Below are 19633 nucleotides of genomic sequence, written 5' to 3' on the forward strand. Positions count from 1 at the left end.
GTCAGAAGTCGACCGGCTCGTCAGCGGACGCGGGGGCGTCGAGCTTCGGGCCGATGCCGAGCTTCTCCTTGACCTTCTTCTCGATCTCGTCGGCGAGGTCGGGGTTGTCGCGCAGGAAGCTGCGGACGTTCTCCTTGCCCTGACCGAGCTGATCGCCCTCGTACGTGTACCAGGCGCCGGACTTGCGGATGAAGCCCTGCTCGACACCGGCATCGATCAGGCCGCCCTCGCGGCTGAAGCCGGTGCCCCAGAGGAGGTCGAGCTCGGCCTGCTTGAACGGGGCGGCCACCTTGTTCTTGACGACCTTCACGCGCACCCGGCTGCCGACGGCCTCGGTCCCCTGCTTGAGGGTCTCGATGCGCCGGACGTCCAGCCGGACCGACGAGTAGAACTTCAGCGCGCGGCCACCGGTGGTGACCTCCGGGGAGCCGTAGACGACGCCGACCTTCTCGCGCAGCTGGTTGATGAAGATCGCGGTGGTACCGGAGCTGTTCAGTGCACCGGTGATCTTGCGCAGCGCCTGGCTCATCAGCCGGGCCTGCAGACCGACGTGGCTGTCACCCATCTCGCCCTCGATCTCGGCGCGGGGCACCAGGGCGGCGACCGAGTCGATGACGATGATGTCGAGCGCGCCGGAGCGGATCAGCATGTCGGCGATCTCGAGCGCCTGCTCACCGGTGTCGGGCTGGCTCACCAGCAGGGCGTCGGTGTCGACACCGATCGCGCGGGCGTACTCCGGGTCGAGCGCGTGCTCGGCGTCGATGAACGCCGCGATGCCACCTGCGGCCTGGGCGTTGGCCACCGCGTGGAGGGCGACCGTCGTCTTACCGGAGGCCTCGGGGCCGTACACCTCGATGACGCGGCCGCGCGGGAGGCCGCCGATGCCCAGTGCGATGTCGAGGGCGATGGAGCCGGTCGGGATGACCTTGATCGCCTGCGCGGCGTTGTCGCCCAGCCGCATGACCGAGCCCTTGCCGAACTGCTTGTCGATCTGGGCGAGGGCCATGTCGAGGGCCTTGTCGCGGTCGAGCGTTGCCATGGTGCTCACCTTCGGGAAGTCGCGTGGAGCGGGTCGGTGTCGACGCTAGGGCGGGGGTCTGACACTTCCGGGGGAACCGGTGGACCTGTGGACGGGCACCCGGCCTGTGGGCTGCCGGACCAATCTAGCCCGAACGTGTGTTCGACTGCCAGGGTGACACGCCGGGACGACGACTCACCGCTCCTTCTGCGGGACGTCGTACTCCTCACAGATGGCCAGCCACACCGTGCGCACCGGGAGTCCCGCCTCGATCGCCTCGACCGCGGTGCGCCCGCCGAGGGAGGCGAAGACGTGGTCGCGGGCCACGCTCTCGGCCCGCATGGAGCCGAACTGGGAGGTGAGGCGGGACCAGAAATCCTGCAGGCGCACGTCCTCGACGCTAGCGCGCGCTCGCGGAGGACCGCCGGAGCCGGCGGGCTCCTACGCTGGTCGCGTGTTCCCCAGCACCGGGTCGTCGACCTGGGACCTCGTCCTCGAGATCGGCATCGTGCTGTGCCTCGTGGTCTCGCTGGTCCTGCTCTACCGCAACTACCGGGGTCGCTGAGCGGGGTCCGGCACCAGGCCGGCCCGGGCCCAGACCAGCACGAGCGGGACGACCAACGCAGCCGACACCGCCGCCACGAGCCCGTAGCCCCCGAAGGTCAACAGCGGGCCACCGGCGACGCCGGCCAGCGCCGCACCCAGTCCCATGAGCAGGTCCGTCCCGCCCTGCGCCGTGGGCCGCTGCTGCTCCCCGACCGACTCGGTCACCAGGGTGGAGCCGGCGATCAGCCCGCAGGACCAGCCCAGGCCCAGCAGCAGCAGGCCCGCCCCCAGCTGGAGGGCCGCGTCGGGGGCGGCTGTGCCGGCGAGCGCCGCCGCGGCCAGCAGCAGCGCCGCGGCCACGGCGACGACGGCGCGGCGCCCGACCCGGTCGGCCAGCTGCCCGACCAGTGGGGAGAACAGGTACATGCCGGCGACGTGCACGCTGATGACGAGGCCGATGACGCGCAGCGTCGTCCCCTCCGGGCCCCCGGCGTGGCCCATGTGCACGGGCGTCATCACCATCACGCCGACCATCACCGAGTGGGAGACGACGACCGCGGTCAGGCCCAGGCGGCCGCCCGGGTCGGCCCACACCGCACGCAACGCCGTCGCGGTCGCCCGCCGTGGGCGGACGGCACCGCCGGTCACCGCGCCCCTCAGCCGCCGGGCCAGCAGCAGCGGGTCCGGTCGCAGGAGGACGAGGAGGCCGACCGCCACCACCGCGAAGACCGCCATCGAGATGGCGAACGCGCCGGTGAGCGAGGGCAGGCCGAGCGAGTCGCCGAGCAACTCGCCCGGGCCGGCCAGGTTGGGGCCGAGCACGGAGCCGACGGTGGTCGCCCACACGACCAGCGACAGCGCGCGTCCCCGGTGCTCCGGGGCGGCCAGGTCGGCCGCGGCGTAGCGCGCCTGCAGCCCGCAGGCGGTGGCGGCGCCGAAGCCGAACAGGCCCAGCAGCAGCAGCGGCAGGGAGGACAGCAGCGCCGCCGCGACCGTGACGACCGAACCGAGGACGGCGACGGCGTAACCGACGGCCAGCCCCACCCGGCGGCCGGACCGGTCGCTGATCCGCGCCAGGGGGACGGCGATCACCGCGGCCCCGAGCACCCCGGCGGTCTGGCCGAGGCCCCCGGCGCTGTCGGTGCCCGCGACGTCCCGGGCCAGCAGGCCGCCGACGGTGATGCCGACGGTGACCCCCAGCCCCGCGAGGGCCACGCCGGTGCCGAGCACACCGAGGGTCCGGCGCTGGACGGGCACCGGGTCGGGCAGGGCACGCGTCTCCACGGTCACGGCAGACCTGGCCTACAGCCCCATGGAGCGGCCGATGATCTCCCGCATGATCTCGTTGGTCCCGCCGTAGATCGACTGGATGCGGGCGTCACGCCAGGCCTTGGAGACGGGGTACTCGTCCATGTAGCCGTAGCCCCCGTGCAGCTGGAGGCAGCGGTCGGCGACCTTGTTCTGCAGCTCGGTCGTCCAGTACTTCGCCATGGCCGCGTCGACCGGGGTCAGGTCCCCGCTGTCGAGCTGCCGCAGGCACTCGTCGACGAAGGTGCGGGCGATGGTGACCTCGGTCTGCAGCTCGGCCAGCACGAACCGGGTGTTCTGGAAGCTGCTCACCGGCCGGCCGAACGCGGTGCGGCCGGTGACGTACTCGACGGTCTGGGCGAGCACCGTCTCGGCGGAGGCCACCGCACCGACGGCGATGGACAGCCGCTCCTGCGGCAGGTTCTCCATGAGGTGGTAGAAGCCGCGGTTCTCGGTGCCGAGCAGGTTCTCCGCGGGCACTCGGACGTCGTCGAAGAACAGCTCGGCGGTGTCCTGCGCCTTGAGCCCGACCTTCTCCAGGTTGCGGCCGCGGGTGAAGCCGGGCATGTCCCGCTCCACCACGAGCAGGCTGATGCCCTTGGAGCCGGGCGCGTCCGGGTCGGTGCGGGCGACGACGACGACCAGGTCGGCGTTGATGCCGTTGGTGATGAAGGTCTTGCTCCCGTTGAGGACCCACGCGTCGCCGTCCCGGCGAGCCGTGGTGCGGATCCCCTGCAGGTCGCTGCCGGCCGCCGGCTCGGTCATGGCGATGGCGGTGATGAGCTCGCCGCTGCAGAACCCGGGCAGCCAGCGCTGCTTCTGCTCCTCCGTGCCGAGGTCGCGCAGGTAGGGGCCGGTCACGTCGTTGTGCAGTGTGATGCCGACGCCGGTGGCGCCGATCCGCATCAGCTCCTCGTCGATGACCGCCTGGTAGCGGAAGTCCCGGACGCCGCCGCCCCCGAACCGCTCCTCCATGTCGATGCCGAGCAGCCCCTGGGCGCCGGCCGAGATCCAGACGTCCCGCGGGACGATGCCCTCCTTCTCCCACTGGTCGTGGAAGGGCACGATCGTCTTCTCGGCCCAGGCCCGGACCATGTCACGGAAGTCCTCGTGCTCGGCCTCGTACAGGGAACGGCGCATGGCCGTCAGTGTGCCCGACGCCGCCCCCACTCCCGGAGCACGTCGCTGCCGGCGGGAGAGGCGTTGCCACCCCCTCGATCGCGGCCCGGCGAACTGTCGTAGCTGCGGGCGACACTGGTGCCCGTGTCCGCTCTCGACCGGTTCTCCGAGGCCACACGCGCGTGGTTCACCGGGGCCTTCGCCGAACCCACGCCCGCGCAGGAGGGTGCGTGGCAGGCGATCAGCAGCGGCGGGCACGCCCTCGTGGTGGCTCCGACCGGCTCCGGGAAGACCCTCGCCGCCTTCCTGTGGTCGTTGGACCGGCTGGCCAGCAGCCGGGCGCCGGAGGACGAGCGGGCCCGGTGCCGGGTCCTCTACGTCTCCCCCCTCAAGGCCCTCGCCGTCGACGTGGAGCGCAACCTGCGGGCGCCGCTGGCCGGCATCGGGCAGGCCGCGGCGCGGCTGGGGCTGCCCCGCCCCGAGATCTCCGTCGGCATCCGCTCCGGGGACACTCCGGCCGACCAGCGCCGGGCCTTCGCCCGCCGGCCAACCGACATCCTCATCACCACGCCCGAGTCGCTCTTCCTGCTGCTGACCAGCTCGGCCCGTGAGGCCCTGCGCGGGGTGGAGACGGTGATCGTCGACGAGGTGCACGCCGTCGCCGACACCAAGCGCGGAGCGCACCTGGCGGTGTCCCTCGACCGGCTCGACGAGCTGCTCGACCGGCCGGCGCAGCGGATCGGGCTGTCGGCGACGGTGCGGCCGATCGAGGAGGTGGCCACCTTCCTGGCCGGCGGCCGGCCGGTGGAGGTCGTGGCCCCGCCCGCGGCCAAGGTCTGGGATCTCTCGGTGGTGGTCCCGGTCGAGGACATGAGCACCCTCGGGCAGCCGACCGGCGAACTGGACGGCTCGGCGGCCGGCAACCAGCCGCGGACGTCGATCTGGCCGGCGGTCGAGGAGCGGGTGCTCGACCTGGTCGAGGCCCACCGCAGCACCATCGTCTTCGCCAACTCCCGGCGGCTGGCCGAGCGGCTCACCAGCCGGCTCAACGAGCTCGCCTACGAGCGGGCCACCGGGGAGACGGTCCCTCCCGGCACCAACGCCGCCGCCCTCATGGCGCAGGCCGGCTCCGGAGGTGGCGTGCCGGAGGGCGTGCAGCCGGTCGCCGCGGCCCACCACGGCTCGGTCTCCCGCGAGCAGCGGGCGGTGGTGGAGGAGGCCCTGAAGTCGGGTCGGCTGCCGGCGGTGGTCGCCACCTCCAGCCTCGAGCTCGGCATCGACATGGGGTCGGTGGACCTCGTCGTCCAGGTGGAGGCGCCGCCGACCGTCGCCTCGGGTCTGCAGCGGGTCGGGCGGGCCGGGCACCAGGTGGGTGCGGTGAGCCGGGGGGTGCTCTTCCCCAAGTACCGGGGTGACCTGGTGCAGTGCGCGCTGGTCGCAGAGCGCATGCGGGCGGGGGCCATCGAGTCGATCCGGTACCTGCGCAACCCGCTCGACGTCCTCGCCCAGCAGGTCGTCGCGATGGTCTCCGAGGGGCCCCGGACGGTCGAGGAGGTGGCGGCGCTGGTGCGGCGGTCGGCGCCGTTCGGGTCGCTGCCGGACTCCGCGCTGCACGCGGTCCTGGACATGCTGGCCGGCCGGTACCCCTCGGACGCCTTCGCCGAGCTGCGCCCACGGCTCACGTGGGACCGGGTCACCGACACGCTCACCGCTCGCAGCGGCGCCCAGCGGCTGGCGGTCACCAGCGGCGGGACGATCCCCGACCGGGGGCTGTTCGGCGTGTTCCTCGTAGGCGGGGAGGGCTCCGGTGGTCGACGGGTCGGCGAGCTCGACGAGGAGATGGTCTACGAGTCCCGGGTGGGCGACGTCTTCCTGCTCGGCTCCTCCTCGTGGCGGATCGAGGAGATCACCCACGACCGGGTCCTCGTCAGCCCGGCCCCGGGCCAGCCGGGGAAGATGCCGTTCTGGCACGGTGACGCACCCGGACGACCGCTCGAACTCGGCCGCGCGCTGGGCGCCTTCCTGCGCGAGGTCGGATCGGCGACGCCGGCGGCCGGCCTCGAGCGGGCGCGGGCCGCCGGGCTCGACGAGTGGGGTGCGGCCAACCTGCTGGCCTACCTCGCCGAGCAGAAGCAGGCCACCGGGCACCTCCCCGATGAACGCACGCTGCTCGTCGAGCGCTTCCGCGACGAGCTCGGCGACTGGCGGCTGGTCGTCCACTCCCCCTTCGGCGCCCAGGTCAACGCCCCCTGGGCGCTGGTGCTGGCCGCCCGGCTGCGTGAGCGGTACGGCGTGGACGTCGCCTCGATGCACTCCGACGACGGCATCGTGCTCCGACTGCCCGACACCACCGGGGAACCACCCGAGGCCGACCTCGCCGTCCTCGACCCGGACGACGTCGAGCGCGAGGTGACCGCGGAGGTCGGCAACTCCGCCCTGTTCGCCAGCCGCTTCCGCGAGTGTGCCGCCCGCGCCCTGCTCCTGCCCCGCCGCGACCCCCGGCGTCGCACGCCGCTGTGGCAGCAGCGCCAGCGCGCCGCACAGCTGCTGTCGGTGGCCAGCGAGTTCTCCAGCTTCCCCATCACCCTGGAAGCTGCCCGCGAGGTGCTGCAGGACGTCTACGACGTGCCGGGCCTGGTCGAGCTGATGCGGGACGTGCGTTCCCGCCGGGTCCGGGTCGCCGACGTCCAGACCCAGTCCGCCTCGCCGTTCGCCCAGTCGCTGCTGTTCGGCTACGTCGGGCAGTTCCTCTACGAGGGCGACGCCCCGCTGGCCGAGCGGCGCGCGCAGGCGCTGGCCCTCGACACCGGGCTGCTGGCCGAGCTGCTCGGCCGCTCCGAGCTGCGCGAGCTGCTCGACGCCGAGGCGCTCGCCGAGGTCGAGAACGAGCTGCAGCGCCTGCCCGCCGACCGCCACCCCCGCGACCTCGACGGTGCGGCCGACCTGTTGCGCATCCTCGGCGACCTGACCCCCGCGGAGGCCGCGGCCCGCGGTGTTCCCCGCGCCTGGCTCGACGAGCTGGTCGCCGCACGGCGTGCGCTGGTCGTGCGGGTCGCCGGCGAGGAACGGCACGTCGCCATCGAGGACGCCGGCCGGCTGCGCGACGCGCTCGGCACCGCGCTGCCCGTCGGGGTCCCGGAGGTCTTCACCGAGCCGGTTCCCGACCCGCTGGGCGACCTGGTCGGCCGCTACGCCCGCACCCACGGCCCCTTCCAGCCCGCCGAGGTGGCCGACCGGCTCGGCCTGGGCGTCGCCGTGGTCACCGCCACGCTGCAGGGGCTGGTCGGCACCGGGCGACTGGTCACCGGCGAGTTCCGTCCCGGCGGCACCGGGCAGGAGTGGTGCGACGCGGAGGTGCTGCGCTCGATCCGCCGGCGCAGCCTGGCCCGGCTCCGGCAGGAGGTGGAGCCGGTGCCGATCGACACCCTCGCCCGGTTCACCCCGTCCTGGCAGTCGGTGGGCAGCCGGATGCGGGGGCCCGACGGCGTGCTGGCCGTCGTCGAGCAGCTGGCCGGCGCGCTGGTGCCGGCGAGCGCGCTGGAGTCCCTGGTGCTGCCGGCCCGGGTGCGGGACTACTCCCCCGCGATGCTCGACGAGCTGACCAGCGCCGGTGAGGTGCTCTGGGCCGGGGCCGGCGGGCTGCCCGGTGGGGACGGCTGGATCAGCCTCGTCCCGGCCGACCTCGCCCCGCTGCTGCTCCCCGACCCGCTGGAACCGGCCGACGAGGGCAGCGTCGCAGCGGCCGTGCTCGAGCGGCTGGCCGGCGGGCAGGCGATGTTCTTCCGCGGCCTGTCCGACCTGGTCGGCTCCACCGACGACGCCGCACTCGCCGACGTCGTGTGGGACCTCGTGTGGGCCGGTGCCCTCACCAACGACACGCTCGCCCCGCTGCGCACCCGGCTGTCCGGCGGCGGCACGCACAAGCGGCAGCCGGCTCCGCCGCGGGCCCGGTTGGACCGCACCCGGTACGGGCGCCCCCGGCTCGGCCGGCCGGCCATGCCGACCCGCACCGGGCCCCCGACGGTGGCCGGCCGCTGGTCGCGGCTGCCCGACAGGGAGCCCAACCCCACGAAGCGGACGACCGCCCGGGCCGAGGCGCTGCTGGAACGGCACGGCGTGCTGACCCGCGGTGCGGTGATGGCCGAGCAGGTCCCGGGTGGCTTCTCCGCGGTCTACCCGGTGCTCCGGGCCTTCGAGGAGAACGGTCGGGCCCGGCGCGGCTACTTCGTCGAGACCCTCGGCGCCGCCCAGTTCGGCACCCCGGGCTCGGTGGACCGGCTGCGCAGCTTCGCCTCGCCCGACCGGGTCCCCTCGGGGGCGGTGGTGCTGGCCGCGACCGACCCGGCCAACGTCTACGGGGCGGCGTTGCCGTGGCCGGAGCGGTCGACCGGCGGGGACGACGGTGGCAGCGCCCTGGACGGAGGCGCTGCCGTGGACGTCGGCGAGGGCACCGGCGGCGGACGGCGGTCCGGCGCCGGGCACCGGGCCGGTCGCAAGGCCGGCGCCCTGGTGGTGCTCGTCGACGGCGACCTGGTCCTCTACGTCGAGCGGGGCGGCAAGACGTTGCTGTCGTGGACCGAGGACGAGACGGTGCTCAAGGAGGCGGCGACGGCACTGTCCGGGGCGGTGGCCGCCGGTGCGCTCGGCCGGATGGTGGTGCAGAAGGCCGACGGCGCGTCGGTGCACGAGTCCACCCCGCTGTCGGCGGCGCTGCAGGCCGCCGGCTTCGCCGCGACCCCGCGGGGCCTGCGCGTGCGCGCCTGAGAGCGAGGAGCCGGGTCGACCTCGGTCGCGCTGCCCGCGCAACCGGACCGGCCTCGGTCGCCCCGCGCGGACTGCCGGCCCGGCGTCGGTCGCGTCGCGGGACGCGGCCGGCCGGCGTCAGGCGCACTGCGCGGACAGCCGGGCCGGCCCCGGCCGCGCTGCGCGGACTGCCAGCCCGGCGTCAGTCGCGCTGCGGGCGCAGCCAGCCGGCGAACAGCCGGGTGAGCGCCGGCATGACGACGAAGCCGAGCAGCACGACGACGATGCAGGCCGACAGCAGCAGCCGGAACGGCCACGGCCAGCCGGCGACGTGCGGCATGACCAGCAACTGCAGCGTCGAGGTGATGAGGAAGACCGCGGCGATGGTGAGCACCGTGGACCGCCACCGCGGGCCGGGGGTGGCGGGGCGGGTGAAGAAGCTGTCCAGACCGGCGACCCGGGCATACCGCTCCTCGTCGACCATCTCCTGCATGCGCTCGAGGGCGGCCCGCCGCTCCGGCGACCGCTCCCACCCGGCCAGCGAGGCGTCGTCCTTGAACCGGTAGACCAGGTGGTACTCGGAGCTGCCCAGCCCGGGCTTGAGCAGGGTGCCGCCGAGGTTGCCGGGATAGGTGGCCGCGAGCGCGAGCGTCTCCGCTGCCCACCGCTCGAAGGCCTGCCGCCGCTGGGGGCGCACCACCCGCGCCACCGTGACCGTCACCGGCTCCGGGACCCGCCCCGCGACCTCGGTGCGGGCGAGCCGGGAGCGGAGCAGGGTCGTCACAGCCACGCGAGGTCGAGCGCATCGGCGCGGCCGCGTCATCCCGGCTGTCAGCGGTCTCACAGCAGCTCAGCGACACGCGGGGGACACTGGCGGCGTGCCCGAGGGAGACACCGTCTGGTTGGCGGCGAAGCGGATGCACACCGCCCTCGCGGGCGCGACGCTGCGCCGCGGCGAGCTGCGTGTGCCCCGGCTGGCCGCCACCGACCTCGCCGGCCGCACGGTGTCGGAGGTCGTCCCCCGCGGGAAGCACCTGCTCATCCGCTTCGCCGACGGGTGGACGCTGCGCACCCACTTCCGCATGGACGGCAGCTGGCACATCTACCGGCCGGGCGGGAAGTGGCGCGGCGGGCCGGCCTTCGCCGTCCGCGCGGTGCTGGCCACCGAGCAGTGGGAGTGCGTCGGCTACCGGCTGCACGACGTCGCGATGGTCCGCACCGAGCACGAGGACCAGCTCGTCGGCCACCTCGGCCCCGACGTCCTCGGCCCGGACTGGGACCTCGACGAGGCGCTGCGCCGGCTGCGCAGCCGGCCCGGCGAAGAGATCGGCGTCGCGCTGCTCGACCAGCGCAACCTGGCCGGCATCGGCAACCTCTACAAGGTCGAGTCGCTGTTCCTGACGGGCATCCACCCGTGGACCAGGGTGGCCGACGTCCCGGACCTCGCCGGCCTGGTGGAACGGGCCCGCACGCTGATGCGGGCCAACCTCGAGCACCCCGAGCAGAGCACGACGGGCAGCCTGCGCCGCGGCGAGACCCACTGGGTCTACGGCCTCAAGGGCCGTCCCTGCCGGCGCTGCGGCACGCCGATCCTGCTCGGCGACCAGGGGCCGGGCTCGCAGGAACGCGTCACGTACTGGTGCCCGCACTGTCAGGCGGCCCGCTCCCCCATCGACCCGGCGGCTCGCACCGGGGAGCCGGGCCGGCCCCGGCCCCTGGTCGGCTCGTCCTGACGGACGGGGCCACGCCGGGAGTCCTCGGGTCCTGCCCGCCAGCGTGCGCGGAGCCGCGGCCGGACGGCCGTCACCGGCGGCCTACCGGCCCGGCTCGTCCGGGTCGAGGAGGTCGACGAGGAGGACGGCGAGCAGCGTCTCGGCGCGCCGGCGCAGGGACGGAGGAGGGGTCCCCGCCACGACCGTGGCCAGCCGCGCCGGGGAGACCAGCAGCGCCAGGAAGGACAGCAGGGCGGCGCCGGTCGCCACGACCGACCCGACCAGGCCGACGCCGAACACGCCGACGAGGGCCGGCGACCGCAGGACGAGCCCGGCCGTCATCGCCACGACTCCGAGCGCGCAGCTCACCCACGCCCCCCGGACGGCCCAGAGCAGGAGGCGGTAACCGGGGTCGCCGTGCCCGGCTCCCGGGGCATCGCCGCGCACCGCCACCCGGCCATGGTGGACCCGCGGCGAGGCACCGGGCCACCCAGTCAGCCCCGCAGCCCGGTCCATCGGCACAGATGTTGCCCGGAACAGGTGCCCCCCATAGCCTCCACGGCACGTCAAGGCCGCGTGTGACCCCCACCACACGTATGCGCGAAGGAGGCAGCGATGCCGGACTCCATGGAAGCGGTCGTCTGTCACGGCCCCGAGGACTACCGCCTCGAGGAGGTCCCCGTGCCGAAGCGCGGACCCGGCGAGGCGCTGGTCCGGGTCGAGGCCGTCGGGATCTGCGCCAGTGACCTGAAGTGCTACCACGGCGCGGCGAAGTTCTGGGGGGACGAGAACCGTCCCGCCTGGGCCGAGACCGAGGTCATCCCCGGCCACGAGTTCGTCGGCGAGGTCGTCGACCTCGACGAGGAGGCCGCCCGGCGCTGGGGCATCGACGTCGGCGACCGGGTCACCTCGGAGCAGATCGTGCCCTGCTGGAAGTGCCGCTACTGCCTGCGCGGCCAGTACCACATGTGCGCACCGCACGACCTCTACGGCTTCAAGCGCCGCACCCCGGGGGCCATGGCCTCCTACATGGTCTACCCGGCCGAGGCGCTGGTCCACAAGATCTCGAAGGACCTGCCGGCGGCGCACGCGGCCTTCATCGAGCCCCTGTCCTGCGCCCTGCACGCCGTCGAGCGGGCCGACATCCACTTCGAGGACGTCGTGGTCGTCGCCGGGTGCGGCCCGATCGGCCTCGGCATGATCGCCGGCGCCAAGGCGAAGTTCCCCGCCCAGGTCGTGGCCCTCGACGTCGCCCCGGCCAAGCTCGACCTCGCCAGGCAGGTGGGCGCCGACCTCGCCATCAACATCGCCGAGGAGGACGCCGTCGCAAGGATCAAGGACATGACCGACGGCTACGGCGCCGACGTCTACCTCGAGGGGACCGGCCACCCGTCGGCCGTGCCGCAGGGACTCAACCTGCTCCGCAAGCTCGGCACCTTCGTCGAGTACAGCGTCTTCAAGGACGACGTCACCGTCGACTGGAGCATCATCAGCGACGACAAGGAACTCGACGTCCGCGGTGCCCACCTCGGCCCGCACTGCTGGCCCGCCGCCGCCCGCATGCTCGAGTCCGGCATGTTGCCGATGGACCAGATCGTGACCCACCAGCTGCCCGTGCAGGACTTCAAGGAGGGCCTGGACCTGGTCGGCTCCGGCACCAAGTCCGTCAAGGTCTCCCTGATCCCCGGCTGAACCGGCCGACCGCGCCTCCGCCTGCTCGACCCTCCCCGCTCCACGCCCCGGCACGACTCCGCAGACACCTGGAGACCTCCATGCACGGCAGCCACCCCATGTACCGCCGCGACCTCGGGCACCGCCAGCTGTCCCGACGCTCGATGCTGCAGGCGTTCGGGCTCGGGGCGGCCGGCCTCGCCGGCGTGCCCCTGCTGTCGTCGTGCGGGACCGGGGGCACCAGCACCGGAGGGGGGAACGCGGAGAACGGTGCCGCGGAGGTGACCGGCGGGTTCGACTGGAAGAAGGCCGACGGCCAGACCATCTCGATCCTGCAGACGCCGCACCCCTACCAGCAGAGCTTCCAGCCCCTGCTGGCCGAGTTCACCCAGCTGACCGGCATCCAGGTGAACGTCGAACTGGTGCCCGAGGCCGACTACTTCACCCGCCTGAACACCGAGCTCGCCGGTGGCGCCGGCAACTACGACGCGTTCATGACCGGCGCCTACTTCATCTGGCAGTACGGCCCCCCTGGCTGGATGGAGGACCTGCAGCCCTGGATCGACAACGACTCCGCCACGAACCCGGACTACGACTTCGAGGACATCTACGAGGGCCTCCGCAACGCCACCCGCTGGGACTTCCAACTCGGCAGCCCACTGGGCAGCGGCGGCCAGTGGGCGATCCCGTGGGGGTTCGAGACCAACGTCATCGCGTACAACAAGGCGGAGTTCGACCGCCGCGGCATCCGGCCGGCGGAGACCTTCGAGGAACTCCAGCAGATCGCCGTCGACCTGACCGACCGCGCCGCCGGACGCTACGGGATCGCCTTCCGCGGCTCCCGCTCGTGGGCGTCGATCCACCCCGGGTACATGACGCAGTACACCCGGGAGGGAGCCCGGGACTACAACGCGGACGGCGATCAGCTCCAGGCCGTGATGAACTCGCCGGAGGCGGTGGACTTCACCCAGGCGTGGGTGACCCTCGCCAGGGACGCCGGCCCCGCGGGCTGGACCACCTACGAGTACCCGGACGTCACCCGCGACCTCGGCAACGGGGCGGCGATGATGGCCTACGACGCCGACAGCGCCACCTACCCGCTCAACGTCCCGGGGGCGAGCGCCCAGGCCGGCAACATCGCCTGGCACCCCGGGCCGGCCGGCCCCGACGGCAGCTACGCCACGAACCTGTGGACGTGGTCGTGGGCCATGAACTCCGCCTCCCAGAACAAGCTCCCGGCCTGGCTGTTCATCCAGTGGGCGACCGGCTCGGACGCCATGTCCAAGGCCGTCCAGCAGGGCACCTTCGCCGACCCCACCCGCGCCTCGGTGTTCGACGGCGCGTTCAAGCAGACCCTGGGGAACTTCCCCGGCTACCTGGAGACCTTCGAGACCGTCATCGACAGCACCGCGATCCAGTTCACCCCGCAGACCCACTTCTTCGAGACCACCGAGGAGTGGTCGGTCGCGCTCCAGGACATCTACGACGGCGCGGACGCCAAGCAGCGGCTCGACGACCTCGCGGAGCGCAGCACCGAGATCGTGAACGGCTGACCGGGGAGACAGTCGGCGACCAGCAGCGCACCCGTTGCGGAAGGGCAGCTCGTGACCACGACCATCCCGGGCCGGCCGCCCGGCGAACAGCAGGCCCCGTCCCCGGGCGCGGGTGGAGCGCCCCCCGTGGTCCCGAGCTGGCGTCGGCGACTACGTCCCTACGTCCTGGCGGTGCCGGCGCTCGCCATCACGATCGGGATCCTCTACCCGTTCGTCCTGGGCGCCTACTACGCCTTCATCAACTACTCGGCGGTCAACCCGAACCCGACCTTCGTCGGTCTCGACAACTTCCAGGCAGTCCTCGGCAGCAGCGTCTTCTGGGAGAGCGTCCGGACGACCCTGGTGTTCGCCGTGGCCGCCACCGTGCTGGAGACGGTGCTCGGCGTCGGCATCGCCCTGCTGCTCTACCGGGCGAGCTTCGTCGGGCGGGTCTTCGAGCGGGTGCTCATCCTCCCGCTGATGATCGCGCCGGTGATCGCCGGCGTCATCTGGGGGCTGATGTACAACCCGCAGTTCGGCGTCCTCAACTACGTCTTCGGGCTCGGCAACTTCGACTGGCTCAGCCGGGACAACGCGCTGTGGTCGGTCATCCTCGTCGACATCTGGATCTTCACGCCGTTCGTGGCGATCCTCGTGCTCGCCGGCCTGCGGTCGCTGCCACGGGAGCCGTTCGAGGCCTCGCAGGTGGACGGTGCCGGCTGGTTCTACATGTTCCGCCGGCTGATGCTGCCGATGATGTGGCCCTACATCCTGGTCGCGGTGATCTTCCGGTTCATGGACTCGCTGAAGGTCTTCGACCAGGTGTTCGTCCTCACCGCCGGGGGCCCGGGGAACGAGACCCGGACCCTGCAGATCGGGGCCTACCAGGACTCGATCATCAACCTGAACTACTCGCGTGGGGCGACCTACATGTTCCTGCTCTGGGTGCTCGTCTTCATCACCGCCCGCTGGCTGGTCAGCGTGCTCGGCAAGGCCCAGCGCCGCGCCGCCGGAGCGGAGGACTGACATGGCCGCCGAACTGATGCCCGGCCAGAAGCGCTTCACACCGGCCTCGATCGGCGCGGACGTGCTGCTGGTGCTGTGGTTCGTGTTCTCCCTGTTCCCGATCCTCTGGATGATCCTGCTGGCGCTGAAGACGCCGGCGGAGCAGACCACCACGTACTTCGCCTTCTCGCCGACGCTGGAGAACTTCGGGATCGTGCTCAGCGACGAGGGCACCCGGTTGACCAGCGTCAACTACCCCGGGGCGATCCTCTCCAGCGTCGTCAACTGCGGGGGCGCGGTCCTGGTCTCGCTGCTCATCGGGATCCCCGCTGCCTACGCCGCCGGCCGCTACCGCTTCCGCGGCTCGAACGACCTGATGTTCACGATCCTGTCGTTCCGGTTCGCCCCGGAGCTGATGGTGATCGTGCCGCTGTTCGTGATCTACAACCAGATCGGTCTGTTCGACACCCGCCTGGGCATGATCTGGGTGCTCCAGCTGGTCACGATGCCGCTGGTCGTGTGGATCCTGCGGTCCTACTTCGAGGACCTGCCCGCGGACCTGGAGCAGGCCGCGCTGCTCGACGGGTACACCCGCCGCCGGGCGTTCGTGATGGTCGCCCTGCCGCTGGTGCGGCCCGGTATCGCGGCGGCCGCCCTGCTGGCCTTCATCTTCGCCTGGAACAACTACGTGTTCCCCCTCATCCTCGCCGGTTCGGAGAACGCCACGGTCACCGTCGCGATCTCGCGGTTCCTCGGCGGCGGGGGCCAGGCCTTCTACAACCTCACCGCGGCGGCGGCGCTGATCGGCGCCCTGCCACCGCTGATCCTCGCCCTGACCATCCAGCGATACCTGGTGCGAGGCCTGTCGTTCGGGGCGGTGAAGGCCTGATGGGTGCGGTGCAGTTGCAGGGCGTGACCAAGTACTACGGGTCCACCGTGGGGGTCGAGGACCTCACCCTCGACGTCGGCGACGGGGAGTTCTTCGTGATCCTGGGCCCGTCCGGGGCGGGCAAGACGACGACGCTGAAGTCGGTCGCCGGGCTGGTCGACGTCGACCGCGGCGACGTGGTGATCGCCGGCAAGCCGATGAGCGGCGTCGAGCCGTACCACCGCGGGGTGGCGATGGCCTTCGAGAGCTACGCGCTGTACCCGCAGAAGACGGTGTTCCAGAACCTCGCCTCCCCGCTGCGGTCGGGGCGCACCGGCCGGTACGCGGAGGAGGAGCAGCGGCGGCGGATCGACCTGGTCACCACCACGCTGGGGATCAACCACCTGCTCGAGCGCCTCCCGCGGGAACTGTCCAACGGCCAGCGGCAGCGTGTGGCGCTGGGCCGGGTGCTGGTCCGGCCGGCCGACGTCTACCTGCTCGACGAGCCGCTGTCGCACCTGGACGCCAAGCTCCGCGCCGCGATGCGTGCGGAGCTCAAGCAGCTCGGGGGGATGTCCCACACGACCTCGCTGTACGTCACCCACGACTACCAGGAGGCGCTCTCCCTCGGCGACCGGATCGCGGTGCTGCGCCACGGCCGCCTCGTGCAGGTCGGTACACCGGCGGAGGTGTGGCGTGAGCCGGTGGACAGCTTCGTGGCCAAGGCCCTCGGCCAGCCGGAGATCAACGTGATCGACGCGGTGGTGGAGGACGGCCGGGTCCGCGGGGCCGGCGGTGCCATCGACCTCGCCGTCCCCCCCTTGGACCTCGAGCGCGGCCAGCGGGTCCGGCTGGGCATCCGGCCCCGTGACGTCGAGGTCGTCCGCCCCGGGCGGGGCGGTCCCGGCTGGCTGCGGATGAGCGGCCGGATCCGGCTCGCCGAGCGACTCGGCCGCCAGCTGGAGCTCGACGTCCGGGTCGGCGACGTGGACCTGATCGCGGTCGACTCCACCGTCCAGCACGTCGACGAGGGCCAGGACGTGGAGCTGCAGGTCCCCCTGGAGCACGTCCACCTGTTCGCCGACGGTCCGCCCGGCGAGGACACCCGCCGCCTCGGCGGGGCCATGGAGCCCAGTAGCCGCCTGCGCGGGGGCGTGCAGCCGGTCGGACACCAGGAGCAGCGATGACCAGCACCGGGACCGGACGGCACGCCGGCACCGCGGAGGGACCGCAGCCGCTGGTCCTCGAACAACTGCGCAAGACCTACGTCTCCCGGGGGCGGGAGTCCTTCGAGGCGGTCAAGGGGATGGACCTCTACATCGAGCCGGGCGAGCTCATCGCCCTGCTCGGCCCCTCCGGCTGCGGCAAGACGACGACGCTGCGGATGATCGCCGGGCTGGAGACGGTGACCTCGGGCAGCATCCGGATCGGCGACCGCACCGTCCAGGACCTGCCGCCGGGCAAGCGGAACGTGGGGGTCGGCTTCGAGAGCTATGCGCTCTACCCACCGCTGAACGTCCGCGAGAACCTCGCGTACGGGTTGAAGGCCCGGGGGGTCAAGGACGCCGGCCGCCGCGTCGACGAGCTGGCCGAGCGGCTGGAGATGACCGAGCTGCTGCCGATGCGCCCGGCAAACCTCTCCAGCGGGCAGAAGCAGCGGGTGGCCCTGGCCCGCGCCCTCATACGCAACCCCCCGGTGCTGCTGCTCGACGAGCCCCTGTCGCACCTCGACGCCGCGCAACGGCAGCGGGTGCGCCGGGAGCTGAAGGTGCTGCAGCGGGAGTTCGGCTACACGACGGTGGTCGTGACCCACGACCAGCTGGAGGCGCTGAGCCTGGCCGACCGCATGGCGGTGATGGACAAGGGCGTGATCCAGCAGTTCGGGACCCCCGACGAGGTCTTCGACGACCCGGCGAACCAGTTCGTCGCCGACTTCGTCGGCGAGCCGAAGATCAACCTGGTCGAGGGGACGGTCACCCGCGAGGACGGCGAGGTCCGGGTGCGGATCGGCCGGACCGGGGCACTGCCGACGGCGGCGCAGACGCCGGAGCACGACCGGCCGGTCGTCGTGGGCCTGCGCCCCCAGGACTGCCGGGTCGACGTCCCCGAGGGCGAGCCGGCCATCGAGGGCGAGGTGCGGGTCTTCGAGCACCTGCTCGAGTACGGCCAGGCCACGGTCGACGTGCCGGGCGTGGACGGCCCCGTCGTCGCGGTCACGCCGGCCGACGAGGACTGGGACCACGGCACGCCGGTGCGGGTGTCGGCCCCACCGCAGCGGGTCTACCTCTTCGATGCGGACACCGGCGACCGGATCCGCTGACCGCGGCACCGCCGCACCACACCCGACGGGAGGACACCCGTGACCCGCCTGTACGACGACCCGGCGCAGTTCACCGAGGACATGCTGGCCGGCTTCCTCGACGCGTACGCCGGTCGGGTGGTCGGCGTCCCGGGTGGCGTCGTGCGCGCGACCCGGCCGCGTCCGGGCAAGGTGGGTGTGGTGGTCGGTGGCGGTTCCGGGCACTACCCCGCCTTCTGCGGGGTGGTGGGCCCCGGCTTCGCCGACGGGGCGGTGGTCGGGAACGTGTTCACCTCGCCGTCCGCGGCCGAGGCGACCTCCGTCGGGCGCGCGGCCGATGGCGGCGGCGGCGTCCTGCTGACCACCGGCAACTACGCCGGGGACGTCATGAACTTCGGCCTGGCCGTGGAGCGCCTGCGGGCCGAGGGACGGGACGCCCGCTACTTCGCGGTGACCGACGACGTGGCCAGCGCGCCCGGCTCGGAGATCTCGAAGCGGCGCGGCATCGCCGGTGACTTCACCGTCTTCAAGGCCGCCTCGGCGGCCGCGGAGGAGGGGTACGACCTCGACGGCGTGGAACGCGTGGCGCGGCACAGCAACGCGCGCACCCGGACCCTCGGGGTCGCCTTCGACGGCTGCACCATGCCCGGCGCGCGCGAGCCGCTGTTCACGGTGCCCGACGGGATGATGGGCCTGGGGCTGGGCATCCACGGCGAGCCGGGCGTGGCCGAGCAGCCCATGCCCACCGCCTCGGAGCTCGCCGGGATCCTGGTCGAGGGTCTCCTGGCCGAGACCCCGGAGGGCGCCGGGACCCGCGTGGCGGCCATCCTCAACGGCCTCGGTCGGACCAAGTACGAGGAGCTGTTCATCGTCTGGGCCTCGGTGGCCCGCCGGCTGCGGGAAGCCGGGCTGGAGATCGTCGAGCCCGAGGTCGGCGAGCTGGTCACCAGCCTGGACATGGCCGGCTGCTCGCTGACCCTGATGTGGCTGGACGAGGAGCTCGAGCGCTTCTGGCGCGCCCCCGCCGACACGCCCGCCTACCGCAAGGGCACGACGGCCGCCGACTCGGGGGAGGAACGGCGGTCCGCGTCCGAGGTCGCGGCCGCGGCCTCCGCACCGACCGCCGAGGCCGCCGAGGTCGACGACTCGGGCCGGGAGTGCGCGGCCGTCGTGCTCGCCGCGATCGAGGCGATGGCGCAGACGGTGGCCGACATGGAGGAGGAGCTCGGCCGCATCGACGCCGTCGCCGGGGACGGCGACCACGGCCGGGGCATGGTGCGCGGCACCGGCGCCGCCCGAGACGCCGCCCGGAAGGCGGTCGACGCGGGCGGCGCCGGCCCGGGGACGGCTCTCGTCCAGGCCGGCGATGCCTGGGCCGCCAAGGCCGGCGGCACCTCCGGCGTCCTCTGGGGGGCGGCGCTCACGGCGATGGGCCGGCGGCTGGGCGACACCGGCGCCCCCGACGCCCGCACCGTGGCCGCCGGGGTCCGCGACGCCTACGACGCGCTGGTGCGTCTCGGCGGGGCCCAGCCCGGGGACAAGACCATGCTCGACGCCCTCCTGCCCTTCACCGAGTCGCTCTCCGCCTCCGTGGACGCCGGCCAGGACCTGGGCCCGTCCTGGGACGAGGCGGCACGGCGGGCGCAGGACGCCGCCCGGGCCACCGCCGAGCTGCGGCCGCGGGTCGGCCGGGCGCGGCCACTGGCCGAGCGGAGCGTCGGCACGCCGGACGCCGGCGCGGTCTCCCTGGCGGCCTGCCTGACCACGATCGGACAGCTGCTCAAGGACGTCTGACCCGGTCTGGGAGAGGAG

The 19633-nt window shown here is 73.3% G+C and carries 15 protein-coding genes; 9 read left to right on the forward strand and 6 right to left on the reverse strand.

Annotation, left to right across the window (positions count from 1 at the left end):
- Position 1: 1 nt before the first annotated feature.
- The 4 genes from recA to ACI79C_RS10415 all read right to left on the reverse strand — a co-directional run bounded on the left by recA (position 2) and on the right by ACI79C_RS10415 (position 4012).
- Positions 2–1039 carry a recombinase RecA gene (gene recA / locus ACI79C_RS10400; RefSeq protein ID WP_456945572.1) on the reverse strand — a complete coding sequence of 346 codons (1038 nt, stop codon included), beginning with the start codon at positions 1037–1039 and terminating at the stop codon, positions 2–4.
- 174 nt (positions 1040–1213) lie between these two features.
- A complete protein-coding gene (locus tag ACI79C_RS10405; RefSeq protein ID WP_456945573.1) occupies positions 1214–1408 on the reverse strand; it encodes a DUF3046 domain-containing protein in 195 nt (64 codons plus the stop codon).
- A 159-nt stretch (positions 1409–1567) separates the two neighbouring features.
- A complete protein-coding gene (locus tag ACI79C_RS10410) occupies positions 1568–2854 on the reverse strand; it encodes an MFS transporter (RefSeq protein WP_456945574.1) in 1287 nt (428 codons plus the stop codon).
- Positions 2855–2866: 12 nt separating this feature from the next.
- On the reverse strand, positions 2867–4012 hold the full coding sequence (locus tag ACI79C_RS10415) for an acyl-CoA dehydrogenase family protein (RefSeq protein WP_456945575.1): 1146 nt from the start codon (positions 4010–4012) through the stop codon (positions 2867–2869).
- 123 nt (positions 4013–4135) lie between these two features.
- Between ACI79C_RS10415 and ACI79C_RS10420 the strand changes: the two genes are divergently transcribed.
- Positions 4136–8755 (forward strand): ATP-dependent helicase, encoded by a 4620-nt coding sequence (locus ACI79C_RS10420; RefSeq protein WP_456945576.1) that lies wholly within the window; start codon positions 4136–4138, stop codon positions 8753–8755.
- A gap of 181 nt (positions 8756–8936) precedes the next feature.
- Here ACI79C_RS10420 and ACI79C_RS10425 read toward each other — a convergent pair whose 3' ends face one another.
- Positions 8937–9524 carry an antibiotic biosynthesis monooxygenase gene (locus ACI79C_RS10425; protein WP_456945577.1) on the reverse strand — a complete coding sequence of 196 codons (588 nt, stop codon included), beginning with the start codon at positions 9522–9524 and terminating at the stop codon, positions 8937–8939.
- A gap of 88 nt (positions 9525–9612) precedes the next feature.
- Between ACI79C_RS10425 and ACI79C_RS10430 the strand changes: the two genes are divergently transcribed.
- On the forward strand, positions 9613–10467 hold the full coding sequence (locus ACI79C_RS10430; RefSeq protein WP_456945578.1) for a DNA-formamidopyrimidine glycosylase family protein: 855 nt from the start codon (positions 9613–9615) through the stop codon (positions 10465–10467).
- An 81-nt stretch (positions 10468–10548) separates the two neighbouring features.
- On the opposite strand, the gene ACI79C_RS10435 is transcribed toward ACI79C_RS10430, so the two are convergent.
- Positions 10549–10899, reverse strand: a complete 351-nt coding sequence (locus ACI79C_RS10435) for a hypothetical protein (RefSeq protein WP_456945579.1) — start codon at positions 10897–10899, stop codon at positions 10549–10551.
- A 162-nt stretch (positions 10900–11061) separates the two neighbouring features.
- On the opposite strand from ACI79C_RS10435, the gene eltD reads away from it, so the two are divergent.
- From eltD to ACI79C_RS10470, 7 genes are all read left to right on the forward strand, one after another.
- A complete protein-coding gene (gene eltD, locus ACI79C_RS10440; RefSeq protein ID WP_456945580.1) occupies positions 11062–12138 on the forward strand; it encodes an erythritol/L-threitol dehyrogenase in 1077 nt (358 codons plus the stop codon).
- A gap of 80 nt (positions 12139–12218) precedes the next feature.
- A complete protein-coding gene (locus ACI79C_RS10445; protein ID WP_456945581.1) occupies positions 12219–13670 on the forward strand; it encodes an ABC transporter substrate-binding protein in 1452 nt (483 codons plus the stop codon).
- A gap of 126 nt (positions 13671–13796) precedes the next feature.
- Positions 13797–14675: a carbohydrate ABC transporter permease gene (locus ACI79C_RS10450; RefSeq protein ID WP_456945582.1), complete on the forward strand. Its 879-nt coding sequence runs from the start codon at positions 13797–13799 to the stop codon at positions 14673–14675.
- A 1-nt stretch (position 14676) separates the two neighbouring features.
- Positions 14677–15543 carry a carbohydrate ABC transporter permease gene (locus tag ACI79C_RS10455; RefSeq protein ID WP_456945583.1) on the forward strand — a complete coding sequence of 289 codons (867 nt, stop codon included), beginning with the start codon at positions 14677–14679 and terminating at the stop codon, positions 15541–15543.
- Positions 15543–16709, forward strand: a complete 1167-nt coding sequence (locus tag ACI79C_RS10460; RefSeq protein WP_456945584.1) for an ABC transporter ATP-binding protein — start codon at positions 15543–15545, stop codon at positions 16707–16709. Before ACI79C_RS10455 ends, ACI79C_RS10460 begins: the two co-directional genes overlap by 1 nt.
- The gene (locus tag ACI79C_RS10465) at positions 16706–17842 is read left to right on the forward strand and encodes an ABC transporter ATP-binding protein (protein ID WP_456945585.1); all 1137 of its coding nucleotides are present in this window, start codon (positions 16706–16708) and stop codon (positions 17840–17842) included. The genes ACI79C_RS10460 and ACI79C_RS10465 overlap by 4 nt, the downstream gene beginning before the upstream one ends.
- Before the next feature lie 39 nt (positions 17843–17881).
- Positions 17882–19615, forward strand: a complete 1734-nt coding sequence (locus ACI79C_RS10470; protein WP_456945586.1) for a dihydroxyacetone kinase family protein — start codon at positions 17882–17884, stop codon at positions 19613–19615.
- Positions 19616–19633 lie beyond the last annotated feature (18 nt).

It is taken from the genome of Geodermatophilus sp. SYSU D00697 (assembly GCF_054050175.1).

Excerpts from the sequence above, each read along its gene's own strand:
- recA (WP_456945572.1), bottom strand. The coding sequence starts at position 1,039 with ATGGCAACGCTCGACCGCGACAAGGCCCTCGACATGGCCCTCGCCCAG.
- ACI79C_RS10415 (WP_456945575.1), bottom strand. The coding sequence starts at position 4,012 with ATGCGCCGTTCCCTGTACGAGGCCGAGCACGAGGACTTCCGTGACATG.
- eltD (WP_456945580.1), top strand. The coding sequence starts at position 11,062 with ATGCCGGACTCCATGGAAGCGGTCGTCTGTCACGGCCCCGAGGACTAC.
- ACI79C_RS10445 (WP_456945581.1), top strand. The coding sequence starts at position 12,219 with ATGCACGGCAGCCACCCCATGTACCGCCGCGACCTCGGGCACCGCCAG.
- ACI79C_RS10455 (WP_456945583.1), top strand. The coding sequence starts at position 14,677 with ATGGCCGCCGAACTGATGCCCGGCCAGAAGCGCTTCACACCGGCCTCG.
- ACI79C_RS10460 (WP_456945584.1), top strand. The coding sequence starts at position 15,543 with ATGGGTGCGGTGCAGTTGCAGGGCGTGACCAAGTACTACGGGTCCACC.
- ACI79C_RS10465 (WP_456945585.1), top strand. The coding sequence starts at position 16,706 with ATGACCAGCACCGGGACCGGACGGCACGCCGGCACCGCGGAGGGACCG.